Raw genomic sequence first — 17721 nt, 5'->3', positions numbered from 1 at the left:
CCGGTCAGTTCCGCGCGGTCGACAGCGCCACCAGCAGCGGTACGACCCGCCCCGGCGGCACCTCGTGGCGGCCCCGGCCGGTGGTGTGCAGCCAGCCGGCGCCGGTGAGCAGGCGCAGGTGGTGGTAGATCTGACCGGTCGTGCCCATCCCGTCCAGCTCGGCCAGCTCGGCGGCGGTGCGCCGGCCGCCGAGGACCTCGCGCAGCAGCCGCAGCCGGACGGGGTGCCCGAGCGCGGCGAACGCGTCGGCGGACTCGGCCCAGTCGGCGTCCATCAGGCCGTCGGTGAGCGCGCCGTGCTGCCATGCGTACTGCTCACCGGACGGCAGGCGTACCGAGCCGGTGAACAGGACGCCGCCGGCCTCCGCACCCAGCTCGGTGAGCTGCTCCTTCAGCCCTTCCAGGGCCCAGAGGTCGCCCTCCTTGGGGCGAGGTGCGGGCCGGTCGGTGGCTTCCAGGGCGGCGAGGCGCCGTTCGAGGTCGGCTACGCGTTGTTCCAGTTCCTCCACTCGTACGAGATTACGTAGCTACGTAATCTCGCGCAAGAGCCACTCGTACGTGTGTCTAACTGCAAAAGGCAGCCCGGGAGCGCGCAGCCCCGGAAACACTGGTCCGCGCCTGGAAGGAAGTGCAACAGACGGTTATGGCCGCCGAGCACACGTCTCAGATGTCGGTGGACGAGTTCGAAACGATCGCTTCCGCCGCTCCCGAGACCGTCACGTTGGAGTTCATAGACGGACGGATCGAGGTCAAGCCGATGACGGACGGGGATCACAACACCATCGTGTCCTGGCTGGCCAAGCGCTGTATGCAGGCCCGGCCCGACGTGGATCTGTACGGCACGCAAGGCCTACGGGTCGACGCGTACCGGCAGAGCAGGGCGCGGCCGGACGCCGTGCTCGCGCCCGAGGCCCACTTCGCGGGGCACGGCGAGTGGGCCGACCCGGCCGGAGCGCTCATGGTCGTCGAGGTCACCTCGTACGACTCGGACACGGACCGGCGGAGCCGGCACGAGAAGCCGGCCGCGTACGGGCAGGCGGGGATCCCCCTGTACCTCCTGATCGACCGGGACTCCGGCACGGTCACGGTGCGCAGTTCCCCGGACCGGCGGGTCGGCGGCTACCGCAGCATCCGAGTCGCCAAGTTCGGCGAGACGGTGCCCCTTCCCGACCCGGTCGGCATCGAGCTCGACACGGAGATCCTCAAGACCTACGTGCGGTGAGACGACGAGGTCCCGCCCGGAGCCGGACGGGACCTCGGCCGTGCGGACCTGCTACGCGAGCAGCGCCGGGATCGTGCCCTCGTGGGCCTCGCGCAGCTCGGCCAGGGGGAGCGTGAACTCGCCCTGGACCTCCACCGCGTCACCGTCCACGACACCGATGCGGGTGGCCGGCAGGCCCCGGGCACCGCACATGTCGTTGAAGCGGAGCTCCTCCGAGCGCGGGACGGCGACGACCGCGCGGCCCGCCGACTCCGAGAAGAGGAAGGTGAAGGCGTCCAGGCCGTCCGGTACGACCAGACGCGCGCCCTTCCCGCCGAGCAGCGCCGACTCGACGACCGCCTGGACCAGACCGCCGTCGGACAGGTCGTGCGCGGAGTCGATCATGCCGTCGCGGGAGGCGGAGATCAGGATCTCGCCGAGGAGGCGTTCCCGTTCCAGGTCGACCTTGGGCGGCAGGCCGCCGAGGTGGTCGTGGATCACCTGGGACCAGGCCGAGCCGCCGAACTCCTCACGCGTGTCGCCGAGGAGGTAGAGCAGCTGGCCGTCCTCCTGGAAGGCGACCGGCGTGCGGCGGGCCACGTCGTCGATGACGCCGAGGACCGCGACCACCGGGGTCGGGTGGATGGCGGCCTCGCCCGTCTGGTTGTAGAGGGAGACGTTGCCGCCGGTCACCGGGGTGCCGAGCTGCTGACAGCCGTCGGCCAGGCCGCGCACGGCCTCCGCGAACTGCCACATGACCGCCGGGTCCTCGGGCGAGCCGAAGTTCAGGCAGTCGGAGACCGCGAGGGGCTTGGCGCCGGTCGTGGCGACGTTGCGGTAGGCCTCCGCGAGGGCCAGCTGCGCGCCCGTGTACGGGTCGAGCTTGGCGTAGCGGCCGTTGCCGTCGGTGGCGATGGCGACGCCGAGGCCGGACTCCTCGTCGATGCGGATCATGCCGGAGTCCTCGGGCTGGGCGAGAACGGTGTTGCCCTGCACGAAGTGGTCGTACTGCTGGGTGATCCACTGCTTGGACGCCTGGTTGGGGGAGGCGACCAGCTTCAGGACCTGGTCCTTCAGCTCGTCGGACGTCTCCGGCCGGGGCAGCTTGTTCGCGTCGTCGGCCTGGAGCTCGTCCTGCCAGGACGGGCGGGCGTAGGGGCGCTCGTAGACCGGGCCCTCGTGCGCGACCGTGCGCGGGTCGACGTCGACGATCTTGCCGCCGTGCCAGTAGATCTCCAGGCGGTCGCCGTCGGTCACCTCACCGATGACGGTGGCGATGACGTCCCACTTCTCGCAGATCTCCAGGAAGCGGTCGACCTTGCCGGGCTCGACGACCGCGCACATGCGCTCCTGCGACTCGCTCATGAGGATTTCCTCGGGCGAGAGGGTCGAGTCGCGCAGAGGGACGTCGTCGAGGGTGACGCGCATGCCGCCGGAGCCGTTCGACGCCAGTTCGGACGTGGCGCAGGACAGGCCCGCGGCGCCCAGGTCCTGGATGCCGACGACCAGCTTCTCCTTGAAGGCCTCCAGGGTGCACTCGATGAGGAGCTTCTCCTGGAAGGGGTCGCCGACCTGGACGGCCGGGCGCTTGGAGGGCTTGGCGTCGTCGAAGGTCTCGGAAGCCAGGATCGACGCGCCGCCGATGCCGTCGCCGCCGGTGCGGGCCCCGTAGAGGATGACCTTGTTGCCCGTGCCGGACGCCTTGGCGAGGTGGATGTCCTCGTGCCGCATGACGCCGATGGCACCGGCGTTGACCAGCGGGTTGCCCTGGTAGCAGGCGTCGAAGACGACCTCGCCGCCGATGTTGGGCAGGCCCAGGCAGTTGCCGTAGCCGCCGATGCCGGCGACGACGCCCGGCAGGACGCGCTTGGTGTCGGGGTGGTCGGCGGCGCCGAAGCGCAGGGGGTCCACGACGGCGACCGGGCGGGCGCCCATCGCGATGATGTCGCGGACGATGCCGCCGACGCCCGTGGCCGCGCCCTGGTAGGGCTCGACGTAGGAGGGGTGGTTGTGCGACTCGACCTTGAAGGTGACCGCGTAGCCCTGGCCGACGTCGACGACACCGGCGTTCTCGCCGATGCCGACGAGCATCGCGTCGGACTCGGGGGCCTTCTCGCCGAACTGGCGCAGGTGGACCTTGCTGCTCTTGTACGAGCAGTGCTCGGACCACATGACGGAGTACATGGCCAGCTCCGCCCCGGTGGGGCGGCGGCCGAGGATCTCCACGACCTTCTCGTACTCGTCCTTCTTCAGGCCCAGTTCGGCCCAGGGCAGCTCGACGTCGGGGGTCGCGGCCGCGTGTTCGACCGTGTCCAGAGGCGTCCGGCTCATGCGTTGACCAGCTTCTTGAGGATCGAGGTGAAGAACGGGAGGCCGTCGGTGCGGCCGGTGCCGATCAGCGGCTCGACGGCGTGCTCGGGGTGCGGCATGAGGCCGACGACGTTCCCGGCGGCGTTGGTGATGCCGGCGATGTCGTTGAGCGAGCCGTTGGGGTTGACGTCGAGGTAGCGGAAGGCGACGCGGCCCTCGGCCTCCAGCTCGTCCAGCGTGCGCCGGTCGGCGACGTAGCGCCCGTCCATGTTCTTCAGCGGGATGTGGATCTCCTGGCCCGCGCTGTAGTCGCTGGTCCAGGAGGTGTCCGCGTTCTCCACCCGCAGCTTCTGGTCGCGGCAGATGAAGTGCAGGTGGTCGTTGCCCAGCATGCCGCCGGGGAGCAGATGCGCTTCGGTGAGGATCTGGAAGCCGTTGCAGATGCCGAGGACGGGCAGCCCGGCCTTGGCCTGGTCGATGACGGTGTCCATCACCGGCGAGAAGCGCGCGATGGCACCGGCGCGCAGGTAGTCGCCGTAGGAGAAACCACCGCAGAGCACCACGGCGTCGACCTGCTTGAGGTCCTTGTCCTTGTGCCAGAGGGCGACGGGTTCGGCGCCGGCGACGCGGATCGCGCGCTGCGTGTCCCGGTCGTCGAGACTGCCGGGGAAAGTGACGACGCCAATACGAGCGGTCACTTCACGGCCCCCGCGACTACGTCATCGGACTCGACCTTGACGGTGAAGTCCTCGATCACGGTGTTGGCGAGGAAGGATTCCGCAAGATCGTGGATGCGGGCGAGGGCGGCGTCGTCGACCGGCCCGTCCACTTCCAGTTCGAATCGCTTTCCCTGACGTACGTCCGAGATCCCCTCGAAACCCAGCCGCGGCAGTGCGCGCTGCACCGCCTGGCCCTGGGGGTCGAGGATCTCCGGCTTGAGCATGACGTCGACTACGACGCGTGCCACTGGCACTCCCGGTGTGTGGTGCTGAGCAGGTCCCTTCAGACTACCCGTACAAATTTTCTACGCGCGTAGCCTTGGAGGAAACTACGTGAGCCCTGTCACGATCGTGTATCGGGGGGAGGTGGCCACGAAAAGCTTCGGGAAAGATCCCGGATCGATCCTGGACGCCTATTGCGCGGAGGACACGCGGAGAGATTTAGTCGGGCTTCCCAATGCAATGCCGGGCACTGTACAAATGAAATGTCATTAGCCGATACTTTGCCCAATTACAGGCGAACAGTCGGCATCATCGCGGCGTCTTGGCACGTCATGGCGGAGATGCCGCACGAAGGGACCGATATTCGTGGCGCAGCGTGTCGTAGTCACTCTCTTTGACGACATCGACGGCTCGGAAGCGGCGGAGACGATCGCCTTCGGTGTCGACGGCCGGATGTACGAGATCGACCTGAACGAAACCAATGCCCGGGAACTGCGCAAGGCGCTCGAGCCGTACGTGTCGGCCGGCCGCAAGCGGTCGCGTTCCGGCAAGGCGTACCGGCAGACGGAGGTCGCCCCCGACCCGGCGGCGGTCCGGGCCTGGGCGCAGGCGAACAAGATGGACGTGCCCGCGCGGGGCCGGATCCCGAAGAAGGTGTACGAGGCGTTCGCCGAGGCGCAGTGAGCCCGCCTCGGGCCCACCCCGACGCACGGCACGCGATCAGCCGTTCCGTGCGGCCGGGGTGGCCGGCCGCCGCTCGACCGCTCCTCGGCTGCTCCTCGGCTGCTCCTCGGCTGCTCCCTCGGCGGCCGCTCTACCGCCCCTCGCGGCAACCGACTTGCGCAGCACCCCGGGTGATCAGCTAAAGTCTGGAGCACGCCGAGGGGCGGGGCCGAAAAGCCCAGCTCACGGAACATGCGGGTGTAGTTCAGTAGTAGAACATCCTCCTTCCAGGAGGAAGGCGCAGTGTGCAATTCCTGTCACCCGCTCTGCATCGCCGTACCGATCACGCAAGTCGATCAGGTAAGCTGGTGCTCGCACCGATCGGTGAAGGCCGGTCGGGGGCAATGCGGACGTAGCTCAGCTGGTAGAGCGCAACCTTGCCAAGGTTGAGGTCGCGAGTTCGAACCTCGTCGTCCGCTCGGGAATCAGACCCCGGTCCTCCGAGGACCGGGGTCTCTTCGTGTGCCCATGACCGGGATCCACCGCGGGAGTGCGGGCGGCCCGTCTGACATTTGTCATGCCGGGTGATGACGGGCCGCACTGTCGTCCGGCCCGGGGCGCCGGAATGCTTGAGGCATGCAATCAAACGGACACGAACACGTGATTGAGGTCACCGACCTTCGGCGTGTGTACGGGGGCGGGTTCGAGGCCGTGCGCGGGATCGACTTCTCCGTGCGCCGCGGAGAGGTGTTCGCACTGCTGGGCACCAACGGCGCCGGCAAGACGTCGACGGTCGAACTGCTGGAGGGCCTCGCCGCCCCGGCCGGCGGACGGGTGCGCGTCCTCGGGCACGACCCGTACACCGAGCGGGACGCCGTACGGCCCCGCACCGGGGTGATGCTCCAGGAGGGCGGCTTCCCGTCCGAGCTGACCGTCGCCGAGACCGCCCGGATGTGGGCGGGATGCGTGAGCGGGGCCCGCCCGCCGATGGAGGTACTGGGGGTGGTCGGGCTGGAGTCCAAGGCCGGCACCCGCGTGAAGCAGCTGTCCGGGGGCCAGCGGCGCCGCCTCGACCTGGCGCTCGCTCTCCTCGGCGACCCCGAGGTGCTCTTCCTCGACGAGCCCAGCACCGGACTGGACGCCGAGGGCCGCCGGGACACCTGGGAGCTGGTGAGCGCGCTGCGCGACGGCGGCACGACGGTGCTGCTGACCACGCATTACCTGGAGGAGGCCGAGAACCTCGCCGACCGGCTCGCGATCATGCACGAGGGCCGGATCGCCACCACCGGGACCCCGGCCGAGGTGACCGCCGAGCGGCCCTCCCGGATCTCCTTCGAGCTGCCCGACGGCTACTTCGTCGGCGATCTGCCGCCGCTGGACGAGCTGGGCGTCAGCGGCCACGAGGTCGAGGGCCGGACGGTCAGGCTGCGCACCCACGAACTGCAGCGAGCGGCCACCGGGCTGCTGGTGTGGGCCGGGCAGGCAGGCGTGGAGCTGCGCCGCCTGGACGTGCGGTCGGCGTCTCTCGAGGAGGCCTTCCTGGAGATCGCGAAGGAGGCGTCCGCGAGGACGGCCGAGGGAGCGACCGGGGGGACGGCCAAGGGGACGGCCAAGGGGACGGCCAAGGGGACGGCCAAGGGGACGAAGACGAAGGAGTACACGGCATGAGCGCCACGACCACCAGGCAGTCCGCGGCGCGCGCCACGAACACCCCGGGCACCACGCCGCTGGGGCGCATGGCCGCCCTCGCCCGCGCCGAACTGACCCTGCTCGGACGGACCAAGGGCACACTCTTCGCCTCGCTGTTCGTGCCGCTGGTGCTGCCGGTCAGCGTCTGGTCGGCGTCCAAGGAGATGGACCTCGCCGAGGCCGGACTGACCACCGGCACGCTCGTGCTGCCCGCCGCGATCGGCTTCTCGCTGCTGTTCGCCGTCTACACGGCCCTCGTCGGCGTCTTCGTCGTCCGGCGCGAGGAACTCGTCCTCAAGCGGCTGCGCACCGGCGAGCTGCGGGACGTCGAGATACTGAGCGGGTCGGCGATGCCGGCCGTCCTCAGCGGGCTCCTGCAGTGCCTGCTGCTGGCGGTGGGCTGCTTCGTCCTGCTGGACCTGTCCGCGCCCTCCGCGCCCCATCTGGCCGTCCTCGGCCTGCTGCTCGGGCTCGTGATGAGCGCCGCGCTCGCCGCCGTCACCGCGAGCTTCACCCGGACCGGCGAGAGCGCGCAGGTCACGCCGCTGCCGTTCACGATGGTCTCGATGCTCGGCTCCGGCATGTTCGTCCCGCTGGAGCTGTTCCCCGACCAGCTGGCCTCCGTCTGCGAGCTGCTCCCGCTGACGCCCGTCGTCACCCTGGTGCGCGGTGGCTGGACCGGTGACCTGTCGGCGTACGAGGCGCTGGGCGCCGTGGCCACGGCGGTGGCCTGGACCGTGGTCGCGGTGTTTGCTGTACGGCGGTGGTTCCGCTGGGAGCCACGGCACTGACGTACGGGAAGACCGGGACCGGGACCGGGGCCGGGACCAAGGCCGGGACCAAGGCCGGGATCAGGGAGAGCGGGGCGAGCGAGGGCATGCGCAGGCCAAGGCGCTGGTGGGGGCGGAAGAGCACACCAGCGAAAGTGGAGACGTACACCCGGTGGTCGTTCCACTTCTTCGGGGTCATCGAGGTCCTCACGATCGGGCTGTCGGCCTTCGACCAGGTCGGGCCCCGGCTCGCGACCGGGCTGTCCCTGCTGGTCGTCCTGCACGCCGCGGTCTGCATGCTCTTCTCCTCCCGGGCACTGGACTGGACGCGCGGCCGGCGTGCGCAGCCCCTGCGACTGCTGTGGGCGCTCGCCGCGCTCACGGCGGTGATCGCGATCGGCGCGGTCGGGATCGCGGAGCGCGGACCGGGCGGCGACGGAGTGGACACCGCGGCGGGATCCGTCTTCGGAGGCGTCCTGTGCTTCGGCGCCGGCACCCTCGCGCTCGGCGTGCGCAACCGGCGGCGCGTGGTCGCCGTCGTCGGCGGCTTCGCGCTGGGGGCCGGTGTCGTCTCGTTCCCGTTGGGTATGCCGGGCATCGCCTCGGCCGCCGTGGCGGGCCTCGTGCTGGTGGCCGGCGGGTTCCTCGCCTTCACCTCGATCTTCTCCGTCTGGCTGCTCAACGCCGTCTACACGCTCGACGAGGCCAAGGAGACCCGCGCCCAGCTCGCGGTCGCCGAGGAACGGCTGCGGTTCGGCCGGGACCTGCACGACGTGATGGGGCGGAACCTGGCCGTGATCGCGCTCAAGAGCGAACTGGCCGTCCAGCTGTCCCGGCGCGGCCGGCCCGAAGCGGTGGAGCAGATGATCGAGGTGCAGCGCATCGCCCAGGAGTCGCAGCGGGAGGTGCGGGACGTCGTCCGCGGCTACCGAGAGGCCGACCTGGAGGTCGAACTCACCGGCGCCCGGGGCGTGCTCACCGCGGCCGGGATCGACTGCGAGGTGCGCGGCGAGACGTCCGGGCTGCCCGCCGAGGTGCAGTCGGCGCTCGGCTGGGTGGTGCGGGAGGCGACCACGAACGTGCTGCGGCACGGGGACGCCGAGAAGGTCGCCGTGGTGGTACGGATGTCGGAGGGACGTGTGGTGCTGACGGTGGAGAACGACGGAGTGGCGGACGCGACCGGGACGAGTCCCGCCGTCGGCGCGGGCGGCGCGGGCGGCTCCGCCGCGTCGGACCGCCCCGCCGTGTCGGGCGGCTCCGGGCTCGCGGGGCTGCGGGAACGGCTGTCCGCCGTGGACGGCACGCTGGAGGCCGGGAGCGCCGGCAAGGGCGTGTTCCGGCTCACGGCCGAGGTGCCGCTGCCGTCGGCCGGCGGCGGGGCTGGGACTGAGGCCGAGGCCCGGACTGAGGCCGGAGCTGGTGCTGGGCCCAGGGCTGGGGCCGGGACTGAGGCCGGGGCTGGTGCTGGGCCCAGAGCTGGGGCCAGGGCTGGGGCCAGGGCCGAGGCCGGGACTGAGCCCGAGGCCGGGGCTGGGGCTGGGGCCGGGACTGAGGCCAGGGCCGAGACCGGGCCCGAGGCCGTGCTGGAGGTCGCGTCGTGACGACCCCCGTACGCGTGCTGCTCGCCGACGACGAGCACCTCATCCGCGGGGCGCTGGCGGCCCTGCTGTCCCTGGAGGACGACCTCGTCGTGGTCGCCGAGGCGGCCACCGGTCCGGAGGCGCTGGCGATGGCACGGGCGCACGCACCGGACGTCGCCGTACTGGATCTCCAGATGCCCGGCGCGGACGGTGTGAAGGTCGCCACATCCCTGCGGACAGAGCTGCCCGCCTGCAGGGTGCTGATCGTGACCAGTCACGGACGGCCCGGGCACCTGAAGCGGGCGCTCGCGGCGGGTGTGCGCGGGTTCGTCCCCAAGACGGTCAGCGCCCAGCGGCTCGCCGAGCTGATCCGCACCGTGCATGCCGGAAACCGCTATGTCGACCCGGAGTTGGCAGCCGACGCGATCTCCGCCGGGGATTCGCCGCTGACCGCGCGCGAGGCCGAGGTGCTGGAGCACGCCGCCGACGGGGCACCCATCGCGGAGATCGCCGACCGCGCCGCGCTCGCGGAGGGGACCGTACGGAACTACCTGTCGTCGGCCGCGAGCAAGCTCGGGGCGGAGAACCGGCACACGGCGGTGCGGCTCGCGCGGGAGCGGGGTTGGGTATAGTGGCTGTCGCGCCACGGCGAAGTCCATGACCGAGTCAGGACGAAGTCCACGGCGCAGTGCGAACGTAGCTCAGTTGGTAGAGCGCAACCTTGCCAAGGTTGAGGTCGCGAGTTCGAACCTCGTCGTTCGCTCCGTACGAGAAAGCCCCCGGTTCCGGCCGGGGGCTTTCCCGTGTTCGCCTCGGCGTGTCTACGACCAGCTCAGGCCGGTCAGGCGCTCGTAGGCCTCCACGTACTTGGCGCGGGTCGCGTCCACGACCTGCTGCGGCAGCGGCGGCGGGGGCTGCTCGCTCCGACGGTCCCAGCCGGACTCTGCCGAGGTCAGCCAGTCCCGGACGAACTGCTTGTCGTACGACGGCTGCGCGCGGCCCGGCTGCCACTGGTCGGCCGGCCAGAAGCGGGAGGAGTCCGGGGTGAGGACCTCGTCGGCGAGGACCAGGTTCTCGGGGTGCCCGGCCTCGAAGCCGAACTCGAACTTCGTGTCCGCCAGGATGACGCCCCGGTCGCGGGCGATGTCCCGGGCACGGGAGTAGACGGCCAGGGTCGCCTGGCGCAGCGCCGCCGCGGTGTCCGCGCCGACCTGGCGGGCGACCTCCTCGTAGGAGACGTTCTCGTCGTGCTCGCCGACCTCGGCCTTGGTGGCCGGGGTGAAGATCGGGGCGGGCAGCTCCGAGCCGTCGACGAGGCCTTCGGGGAGGGCGAGGCCGCAGACGGTACGGCTCTCGTCGTACTCGGCCAGCCCGGAACCGGTGAGGTAACCGCGGGCCACGCACTCCACGGGGACCATCCGCAGGGACTTGCAGACCAGGGCGCGGCCCTCCCAGTCGGCGGGGGCGCCGGGGGGCAGCTCGGTGCTCAGGACGTGGTTCGGGGCCAGGTCGGCGAGCTGCTCGAACCACCACAGGGAGAGCTGGGTGAGGACGCGGCCCTTGTCGGGGATCTCGGTCGGCAGTACCCAGTCGTAGGCGGAGATGCGGTCGCTGGCGACCATCACGAGGTCGCCCGCCTCGTTCCGGTACAGCTCGCGCACCTTGCCGGTGTGCAGATGCACCAGACCCGGAACCTGGATCGGCTCGGGCTTTTCAACGAATCCGGACACGGTTCCTCCCCGTGGTTCTGTCCAATGACTCGATTCTCCCGTACGTCCGGAGTGCCGGGGACAGGGGGGCGGGTCCGGGGTCCGGAGTCCGGGGCTACGGGGTCCGGAGTCCGGGGCTATGGGGTCCGGCCGGACGGGCCGGGGTGGCGAGCCGGGGGTGGCGGGTCAGTCGCGTTTGCAGATGCGGTCCAGGAGGTTGGCGGTGGCGCGCTGGACACGTGGGTCGACGTGGCCGGGGCGGTCCAGGGCCGGAGACCAGGCGAACGTCCCGGAGGCGAAGACCCAGGCGCCCGACGGGGCCCGGTACAGCGACGTCTCCTGGTGCCGCCGGGCGCCGTCGACGTCGGTGTACGGGCTGTGCGAGAGCAGGACCCGTTCGTCGTGCTCGGGGAGTGCGGCGCGCGGGAAGTAGCGGTCGGCCTCGCCTGCGACCAGGTCCTCGATCTCGTCGCCCTCGTGGGCGCCGGTGGCCTCCCAGAGCCAGTGACCGGCGTTGCGGACGATCATCGGGTGCGGTTCGGGGACGCGGCCGGCGTACTGGATGCCGAGGAGTTGCTGTTCGGCGCGGTCGATCTCCCGCCACAGCACCGGCCGGCCCGGGCCCCGGCGCTTGCGGCAGGTCAGCAGGCGGTCGGGGACGCCGGACGGGGACGGCGCCAGCTCCACCTGCCAGTACATGGTGTTGGCGGAGAGGAAGACCAGGGACGTGCCGTGCTCGCGGGCGAGTTCCGTGGTGCGGCGCATGGCGGCGGACCAGTACTCGTCGTGGCCGGGGAAGACCAGCCCCCGGTAGCGGGTCGGGTCGACGCGGCCGGAGTGCAGGTCGCGGGCGTCGGCGTAGGCGAGGTCGTAGCCGTAGCGCTCGGCGAAGCGGATGAAGTCGTAGGCGTGGCCGACGTGCAGCGGCAGCCCCGCGCCCGCGTACGGGCGATCGAAGGAGACGGTCGTCGCGGCGTCTGCCTCGCCCAGCAGCCGGCCGTCCTCGTCCCAGGCGTGGTAGAGGCTGGCGCCGGTGCGGCCGTCCTCCGGATAGAGGTTGTACGCCTGCCAGGTGATGTCCGGCAGCACGAGGAGCAGGTCGGCCGGGTGGCTGTCGCGGACCGTGAAGGGCACGTGGGAGCGGTAGCCGTCGGCGGTGGTGAGGACGGCCACGTACGCGCCGATGTTCCAGTACGACGGGATCTGCAGCCGCCAGGAGAGCCACCAGTGGTGGCAGGAGACCGTGCGGTCGGCGGTCAGCGGCGCTGGCTGGACGATGCCGGACAGGCGGGGACTGGTGGTGATCTTGGCGGCGCCGTCACCGCCGTAGTGGCCGATCCGGTAGACGTCGACGCTGAACTCCTGGGGAGGGTCGACGGTGATGTGGAAGTCGATGGCCTCGCCGGGGGCGGCGGCTCCGGTCGCGGTGAAGCCCTTGATCTGGCGGCGGACGTCGTCGGCGGCGCGTGGGCCGCCGCCGTCGGTGCGCCGCCGTCGGTCCTTCGTACCGGTCCTGCCGTCCGGGTCCGGTACGGCGTCCTGGTCCGCGTACCAGGCGACGACCTGGCCGGTGTCGCCGAAGTACGTCTCGCCGCCGCGCAGCCAGGGGACGGGCCCCTGTCCGAAGGGATCCGTCACGGCGTGCGCGAGCGCTCCCGACTCCCAGCGGCGGATCTGCTCGGGCCCCATGGGACAGTCCCCTCCCTCGTGCCCCCGCGGTCGTGCGTATGACGAACGCCTTTGCCATGTGCGCGATCGGTCCCAGCACATCACATTTCGCGCGCGTGCTGTCACGGTTCGTTGCGAAGTGGCCGAAAGTGGAATCAGGGGGTCCGGTTCAGCGGTCCGACGCGGCTTCGTACGGCGGTGTTCGGGCGGGTGGGGCGGGTGGGACGGGTGGGGACCTGGGTCGGGGCCCGGGGGCCGGGCCGGGCGGGGCCGGGCGGGGTCGGGCGGGGTCGGGCTTGGGGAGGGCCGGGCCGGGCCGGGGAGGGTCAGACCAGGCGCACGGGCTTTTCCGGGCGTATGCCGAGCTCGTTCATCCAGTCGCGCAGGGGCCCCGGGTCGCCGGTCTCGACGAGGCTGCGGACGTGGGGGGCCAGATCCGCGGCGCGGGCGCCGTTGACCAGGAGGGACGGGCCGTCGAGCCAGTCGAGGCCGGGGGCGGCGCCGACGGTGTCCATCGCCGCGCAGCACACCATCGCCGTGATGTGGGCGGTGAGGATCTCGCGGCCGGTGCGCGGGGGCTGCAGGGGGAAGAGAGGGAGCGCGCCATCTGCCCAGAGAGCGGTGTCGGGGCCGGTCGGTCCCGCGGCTGCCCCGGAGGCGGACGGCTGGGCTCCGGTCGGCTGCGCCTCCGCCTCCTCGCGGGCCAGCTGGGCACTGAGCCCGGCGGCCAGGGCGGCACCGCGGGCGGTGGTGCCGGCGAGGTCGTCATCGTCATGGACGTCGGCGGGGTGGTGGCCCGAGTGGGCGTGGGGGGCGCGGGGGGCGTGGGGGGCGTCTGCGTCGCTTTGGGCCCGGGGGGCGTCCGCGTCATCGTGGGCGCCGAGACGGTTGGTGTGAGCGTCGCGCTCGCCGTACGACGCGTACACGGCCCCGGCGTCGTCCCTCGTGTCGGTATCGGTGCCGGAGCCGGAGCCGGAGCCGGTGGTCCGGGCGTCGGTGTGACTTCCGGCGTCGGCGCGGGTCCCGGCCTCGGCGCGGGGCGACTCCTCGGTGCCGGTGCCCGTCCCGGGCTCAGCGCCGGTCCCAGCCCTGGGCGCCCCGCTGGGCTCCGCGCCGGACCCGGCCCTGGCCGCCGGGCCGGACCCCGTACGCCCCTCAGCGGTCTGCCGCCCCTCAACGGTCCGCGCGTCGGTCTCGCCACCGGACCCGCGCCCGGCCCAGCCGCCAGGCCCGGTCCCGGGCTCGGTTTCCGGTCCGGGTCCGATCCCCGTGTCGATCGCGGCGACCGTCTCCCGTGGGTCCGAGGGTCCGTCGGCGGCCGGGGTGGACGAGGTCGTGAGGTGGTCCAGAACGCGGGCCAGGGTGGGGCCGTCGGTGCCCGGCGCTGCGCCTTCGGCAGCGCGACGGACGCCCAGGGCGTCCAGGACGCGGTGGAGACGGGCCGCGTCCGTGCGCCAGGCCCGGTCGACGACCTCCTCGGGATACTCGTCCCACCCCACCGGTGCCCAGTCCGGGCCCGTCTCGGCGGGCCCTCCGTGGAAGAGGCGGGCGGCGAGGAGGGAGACCGCCTCGTCCATCGCCCCGGGCTCCTCCAGCAGGTCGCAGGCGGGACGCTCACCCAGCCGGGAGGCGAAGCCCTCCGCCAGGCGGTCGCGGCGGGACAGCTCCGTGAGCGCGGCGACGACGCCCACGTCCAGCCGGGCGGGCCAGCGGCCCATCCGCCAGGCGGGCAGCGCGACCCGGGTCAGCAGGCGGTCCCAGCCCGCGTACGCGAGCCCGACCTGCTCCTGCGCGACGATCCGCAGGCCGTAGTCCACAGCCTGTGCACGCTCGGCGGCCGCCGCCGCGACCCCACGCTCCATCTCGGCCGCGTGGACACGGCAGCTGCGCAGCAGGAGCCGGGACACCCAACCGAGGGCCGCGCGCACCGCGCGGGACAGGGGGCCGCGCCCGCCCGTGGAGGCCACCGCCACCGCGGCGTCCAGCCCGCGTATGAAGCGGCGGGCGGCGGCTATGTCGGGGTGCGCCGAGGGCCCCGTACCCGCGACGACCGGGGCGAGGACGGCGCGCAGCTCACCGACGCGCATCCACCACAGGAAGGGTGAGCCGATGACGAGGACCGGTGCGGCGGTGGACCGGCGGTGGACGGGGCCGCCCGTACCGGCCACGTCGTCGTGCTCCTCCGCGGGCGGCGGGCCGTGCGCCCGGTGGGTGCGGTCCTCCAGCCAGCTGTCGCAGTCCGGCGTGAGCGCTATCGCGGAGGGGGCGGGGACGTCGAGCCGGTCGGCCAGGTCACGCACCATCCGGTAGAGGTCCGGCGCCGACTCCTCGGCGATCGTGACCGTCGGGGTGACGGCGGGCCGGGAACGGGCGACGACCAGGGCGACCGAGGCGCCGGCCGCCAGGACGAGAAGCGCGAGCACGGACACGGTCCAGCGGACGACGTCCCAGCCCCCGCCCGCGAGGTGCCCGGTGGAGCCGCCCACGAGCAGGATCACGGCCGCGGCGGCGGGCAACAGGGCGACGGCCAGCGCCCGGCTGCGGATGCGCAGCACGGCCATTGCCCGGGAGCGCGCGGCCTGCGCGCCCATCTCCACACCACCGATACCGGTCACGGCCGGACCTCACCCCCTCCTTGCTGCCCTGGACGTTCGCGCTGCTCTCCGGCTCTCGTTCATTCCCCCACTGTGGCACCCGCCACTGACATCGCAATGCCGGTGGGCCAAGTGCCGGAACGCTTGCGCGGCACCCTAGTTGGGGCCTTCACGCCCGTCAGCCGTATGGCGCATCGGTCACTCGATGGAATGGCTTTGGGGAAAGGTGGATGACTGAGAGCAAGGATCAGGCCCCGGTTCCTGAGACGGAGCCGGGGCCTGTCGGGTTCGGTGCGCGCGGGTGTCCCGCGGAGCCGGGTCAGGCTCCTGCGGCTGCCTTCGCCGCGATGTCCGTACGGTACTGGGAGCCGTCGAGGCCGATGCGGGCGACGGCCCGGTAGGCGCGGTCGCGGGCCTCGGTGAGGTCCGCGCCGGTGGCCGTGACGGACAGGACGCGGCCTCCGGCGCTGACGACGGCGTCGCCCTCGCCGCGGGTGCCGGCGTGCAGGACGTAGGCGTGCGGGGCGTCCTCGGCGGCCACCTCGTCGAGGCCGGTGATCGGGTCACCGGTGCGCGGGGTGCCGGGGTAGTTGTGGGAGGCGACGACCACGGTGACGGCCGCCTCGTCGCTCCAGCGCAGGGGCTCCAGGTCGGCGAGGTTGCCGGTGGCGGCGGCCATCAGCAGACCGGCGAGCGGCGTCTTCAGGCGGGCCAGTACGACCTGGGTCTCGGGGTCGCCGAAACGGGCGTTGAACTCGATCACGCGGACGCCGCGCGAGGTGATCGCGAGACCGGCGTAGAGCAGGCCGGAGAACGGGGTGCCGCGGCGGCGCATCTCGTCGACGGTCGGCTGGAGGACGCTGTGCACGACCTCGTCGACCAGCTTGGGGTCGGCCCACGGCAGCGGCGAGTACGCGCCCATGCCACCGGTGTTCGGGCCCTCGTCGCCGTCGAGCGCCCGCTTGAAGTCCTGGGCGGGCTGGAGCGGGCGTACGTTCTCGCCGTCCGTGACGGCGAAGAGGGAGACCTCGGGGCCGTCCAGGAACTCCTCGATGACGACGCGGTCGCACGCGTTCGCGTGCGCGCGGGCCGCCTCGATGTCCTCGGTGACGACGACACCCTTGCCGGCGGCCAGCCCGTCGTCCTTGACGACGTAGGGGGCGCCGAAGGCGTCGAGGGCGGCGTCGACCTCGGTCGGGTTGGTGCAGACGTACGAGCGGGCCGTGGGGACGCCGGCGCCGGCCATGACGTCCTTGGCGAAGGCCTTGGAGCCCTCCAGCCGCGCCGCCTGCCCGGAGGGGCCGAAGACCGGGATGCCCGCCTCGCGCACGGCGTCGGCGACCCCGGCGACGAGCGGCGCCTCGGGTCCGACGACGACCAGTTCGGCGCCGAGCCTCGTGGCCAGCGCGGTGACGGCCGCGCCGTCGAGGGCGTCGACCTGGTGCAGTTCGGCGACCTCGGCGATACCGGCGTTGCCGGGTGCGCAGTGCAGCGCGGTGACGTCGGGGTCGAGGGACAGGGAACGGCACAGGGCGTGTTCGCGGGCGCCGCCGCCGATGACAAGGACCTTCACGGGGCCAGCCTAATGGGAACGCGCCGGAGCGGTTTGTGCGGGCTTCCGAAGCGGCGGGGCGCGGAGGCTTGTGCGTTCCTCCAGTACAGGCCTCGGGCCCCCGGCTCCGCACGCCCCCGCCTACTCGTGCGGGATCTCCTCGACCACCGACGCGCCCAGCTCCCGTACCAGCAGTTCCTTGCCGGACAGGGCCGACTCGTCGAGGTCGGGGTCGTCGTCCTCGGGGACGTCGTCCTCCGGGGACACCGGGCGCGGCTCGGGCGCCGGGGGCCGGGGCGCGGGGGCGGACGACGGGCCGGACGCCGGTTCCGGCGCGGTGGGCGCGGACGGCGCGGGAGCCGGAGGCGGGGCCGCGGGCGACGGCGCCGACGGGCGCTGTACGGGCGCGCCGCCCCCGAAGCCGCCACCGGCACCGCCACCGCCGCCGAAGCCACCACCGCCGAAGCCGCCACCACCGGCACCGGAACCGCCGTAGCCGCCGGAGGACCCGGCGGGGGGCGGGGGTGCCGAGCCGCCGGAGGGGTCGACGACCGCCTCGACCTTCCACTGCACGTTGAACTGCTCGGCCAGGGCCTGCCGCAGCACGTCCTCGCTGCCACTGCTCAGGAAGTTGTCGCGAGCGCCGGCGTTGACGAACCCGATCTGGAGGGATGTGCCGTCGAAGCCGGTCACCTGGGCGTTCTGGCTGAGCAGGATCCAGGTGAACCGGCGGCGGTTCTTGACCGCCTCCAGGATGTTGGGCCAGATCGTGCGGGGGTCGACTCCGGCGCCCGGCGCCGGAGAAGAGGGGGTGGGGGTGGGTGCGGGTGCAGACGCGGCGGTCGGCTCGACTGCCGGTGCCGGGGCCTGTGCCGGTGCAGAGGCCGCGGAAGGACCGGGGGCGGCGGGCGTCCGGGGTGGCTGACCGCCGCCCGCCGGTGCCGCCGTGGGCCACCCTCCAGGGCGCCGCCCGCCACCGGCGGGAGCCGCGGTCGGCCAGGCGCCGGGCGCGGGCGCTGACGGAGACGCCGCGGCGGTCACCGAC

14 protein-coding genes, 3 tRNA genes and 1 pseudogene are annotated in these 17721 nt (G+C 72.6%); 9 read left to right on the top strand and 9 right to left on the bottom strand.

All coding sequences use genetic code 11. The features are described 5' to 3' along the window. Nucleotides 1-4: 4 nt before the first annotated feature. On the bottom strand, nucleotides 5-508 hold the full coding sequence (locus ACP4J0_RS30865; protein ID WP_426602014.1) for an ArsR/SmtB family transcription factor: 504 nt from the start codon (nucleotides 506-508) through the stop codon (nucleotides 5-7). Between the two features lie 134 nt (nucleotides 509-642). Here ACP4J0_RS30865 and ACP4J0_RS30860 point away from each other — a divergent pair, with 134 nt between their 5' ends. Then, nucleotides 643-1221, top strand: coding sequence for a Uma2 family endonuclease (locus ACP4J0_RS30860; protein ID WP_426602048.1), 579 nt, complete (start codon nucleotides 643-645; stop codon nucleotides 1219-1221). Between the two features lie 51 nt (nucleotides 1222-1272). Here ACP4J0_RS30860 and purL read toward each other — a convergent pair whose 3' ends face one another. From purL to purS, 3 genes are read right to left on the bottom strand one after another with little or no spacing between them, the layout of a single operon-like run. Next, nucleotides 1273-3531, bottom strand: a complete 2259-nt coding sequence (purL, locus tag ACP4J0_RS30855) for a phosphoribosylformylglycinamidine synthase subunit PurL (RefSeq protein ID WP_426602013.1) — start codon at nucleotides 3529-3531, stop codon at nucleotides 1273-1275. Next, a complete protein-coding gene (gene purQ, locus ACP4J0_RS30850) occupies nucleotides 3528-4208 on the bottom strand; it encodes a phosphoribosylformylglycinamidine synthase subunit PurQ (RefSeq protein ID WP_426602012.1) in 681 nt (226 codons plus the stop codon). Before purQ ends, purL begins: the two co-directional genes overlap by 4 nt. Continuing rightward, on the bottom strand, nucleotides 4205-4477 hold the full coding sequence (gene purS, locus ACP4J0_RS30845; RefSeq protein ID WP_053133538.1) for a phosphoribosylformylglycinamidine synthase subunit PurS: 273 nt from the start codon (nucleotides 4475-4477) through the stop codon (nucleotides 4205-4207). Before purS ends, purQ begins: the two co-directional genes overlap by 4 nt. 340 nt (nucleotides 4478-4817) lie before the next feature. Here purS and ACP4J0_RS30840 point away from each other — a divergent pair, with 340 nt between their 5' ends. From ACP4J0_RS30840 to ACP4J0_RS30805, 8 genes are all read left to right on the top strand, one after another. After that, nucleotides 4818-5135: an Lsr2 family protein gene (locus ACP4J0_RS30840; RefSeq protein ID WP_398134142.1), complete on the top strand. Its 318-nt coding sequence runs from the start codon at nucleotides 4818-4820 to the stop codon at nucleotides 5133-5135. A 233-nt stretch (nucleotides 5136-5368) separates the two neighbouring features. After that, nucleotides 5369-5440, top strand: a tRNA-Gly gene (locus tag ACP4J0_RS30835). 80 nt (nucleotides 5441-5520) lie between these two features. Then, nucleotides 5521-5593, top strand: a tRNA-Gly gene (locus tag ACP4J0_RS30830). 157 nt (nucleotides 5594-5750) lie between these two features. Next, nucleotides 5751-6782, top strand: a complete 1032-nt coding sequence (locus ACP4J0_RS30825) for an ABC transporter ATP-binding protein (RefSeq protein ID WP_426602011.1) — start codon at nucleotides 5751-5753, stop codon at nucleotides 6780-6782. Continuing rightward, nucleotides 6779-7594, top strand: a complete 816-nt coding sequence (locus ACP4J0_RS30820) for an ABC transporter permease (protein WP_426602010.1) — start codon at nucleotides 6779-6781, stop codon at nucleotides 7592-7594. Before ACP4J0_RS30825 ends, ACP4J0_RS30820 begins: the two co-directional genes overlap by 4 nt. Nucleotides 7595-7680: 86 nt before the next feature. Then, entirely contained in the window at nucleotides 7681-9174 is a 1494-nt protein-coding gene (locus ACP4J0_RS30815; protein WP_426602047.1) for a sensor histidine kinase, read from the top strand. After that, nucleotides 9171-9785 (top strand): response regulator, encoded by a 615-nt coding sequence (locus ACP4J0_RS30810; RefSeq protein ID WP_426602009.1) that lies wholly within the window; start codon nucleotides 9171-9173, stop codon nucleotides 9783-9785. Before ACP4J0_RS30815 ends, ACP4J0_RS30810 begins: the two co-directional genes overlap by 4 nt. A gap of 58 nt (nucleotides 9786-9843) precedes the next feature. Beyond that, nucleotides 9844-9916 (top strand) — tRNA-Gly (locus tag ACP4J0_RS30805). A 58-nt stretch (nucleotides 9917-9974) separates the two neighbouring features. Here ACP4J0_RS30805 and ACP4J0_RS30800 read toward each other — a convergent pair. From ACP4J0_RS30800 to ACP4J0_RS30780, 5 genes and pseudogenes are all read right to left on the bottom strand, one after another. Continuing rightward, complete coding sequence (locus tag ACP4J0_RS30800; protein ID WP_426602008.1) at nucleotides 9975-10883, bottom strand: phosphoribosylaminoimidazolesuccinocarboxamide synthase; 909 nt, start codon at nucleotides 10881-10883, stop codon at nucleotides 9975-9977. A 165-nt stretch (nucleotides 10884-11048) separates the two neighbouring features. Continuing rightward, complete coding sequence (locus tag ACP4J0_RS30795; protein ID WP_426602007.1) at nucleotides 11049-12551, bottom strand: N,N-dimethylformamidase beta subunit family domain-containing protein; 1503 nt, start codon at nucleotides 12549-12551, stop codon at nucleotides 11049-11051. Between the two features lie 305 nt (nucleotides 12552-12856). Then, nucleotides 12857-15145 carry a hypothetical protein gene (locus ACP4J0_RS30790; RefSeq protein ID WP_426602006.1) on the bottom strand — a complete coding sequence of 763 codons (2289 nt, stop codon included), beginning with the start codon at nucleotides 15143-15145 and terminating at the stop codon, nucleotides 12857-12859. 298 nt (nucleotides 15146-15443) lie between these two features. Further along, nucleotides 15444-16697: a phosphoribosylamine--glycine ligase gene (gene purD, locus ACP4J0_RS30785; RefSeq protein ID WP_426602005.1), complete on the bottom strand. Its 1254-nt coding sequence runs from the start codon at nucleotides 16695-16697 to the stop codon at nucleotides 15444-15446. A 120-nt stretch (nucleotides 16698-16817) separates the two neighbouring features. Then, nucleotides 16818-17721 (bottom strand): annotated as a pseudogene (locus ACP4J0_RS30780) (DNA polymerase III subunit gamma and tau); the annotation flags it as partial.

Origin of the sequence: Streptomyces sp. WG7 (genome assembly GCF_049975785.1) — a bacterium.
Taxonomy (GTDB): domain Bacteria; phylum Actinomycetota; class Actinomycetes; order Streptomycetales; family Streptomycetaceae; genus Streptomyces.
Note: the sequence above shows the minus strand (reverse complement) of the source record. Positions and strands in the feature narration are given on the sequence as shown.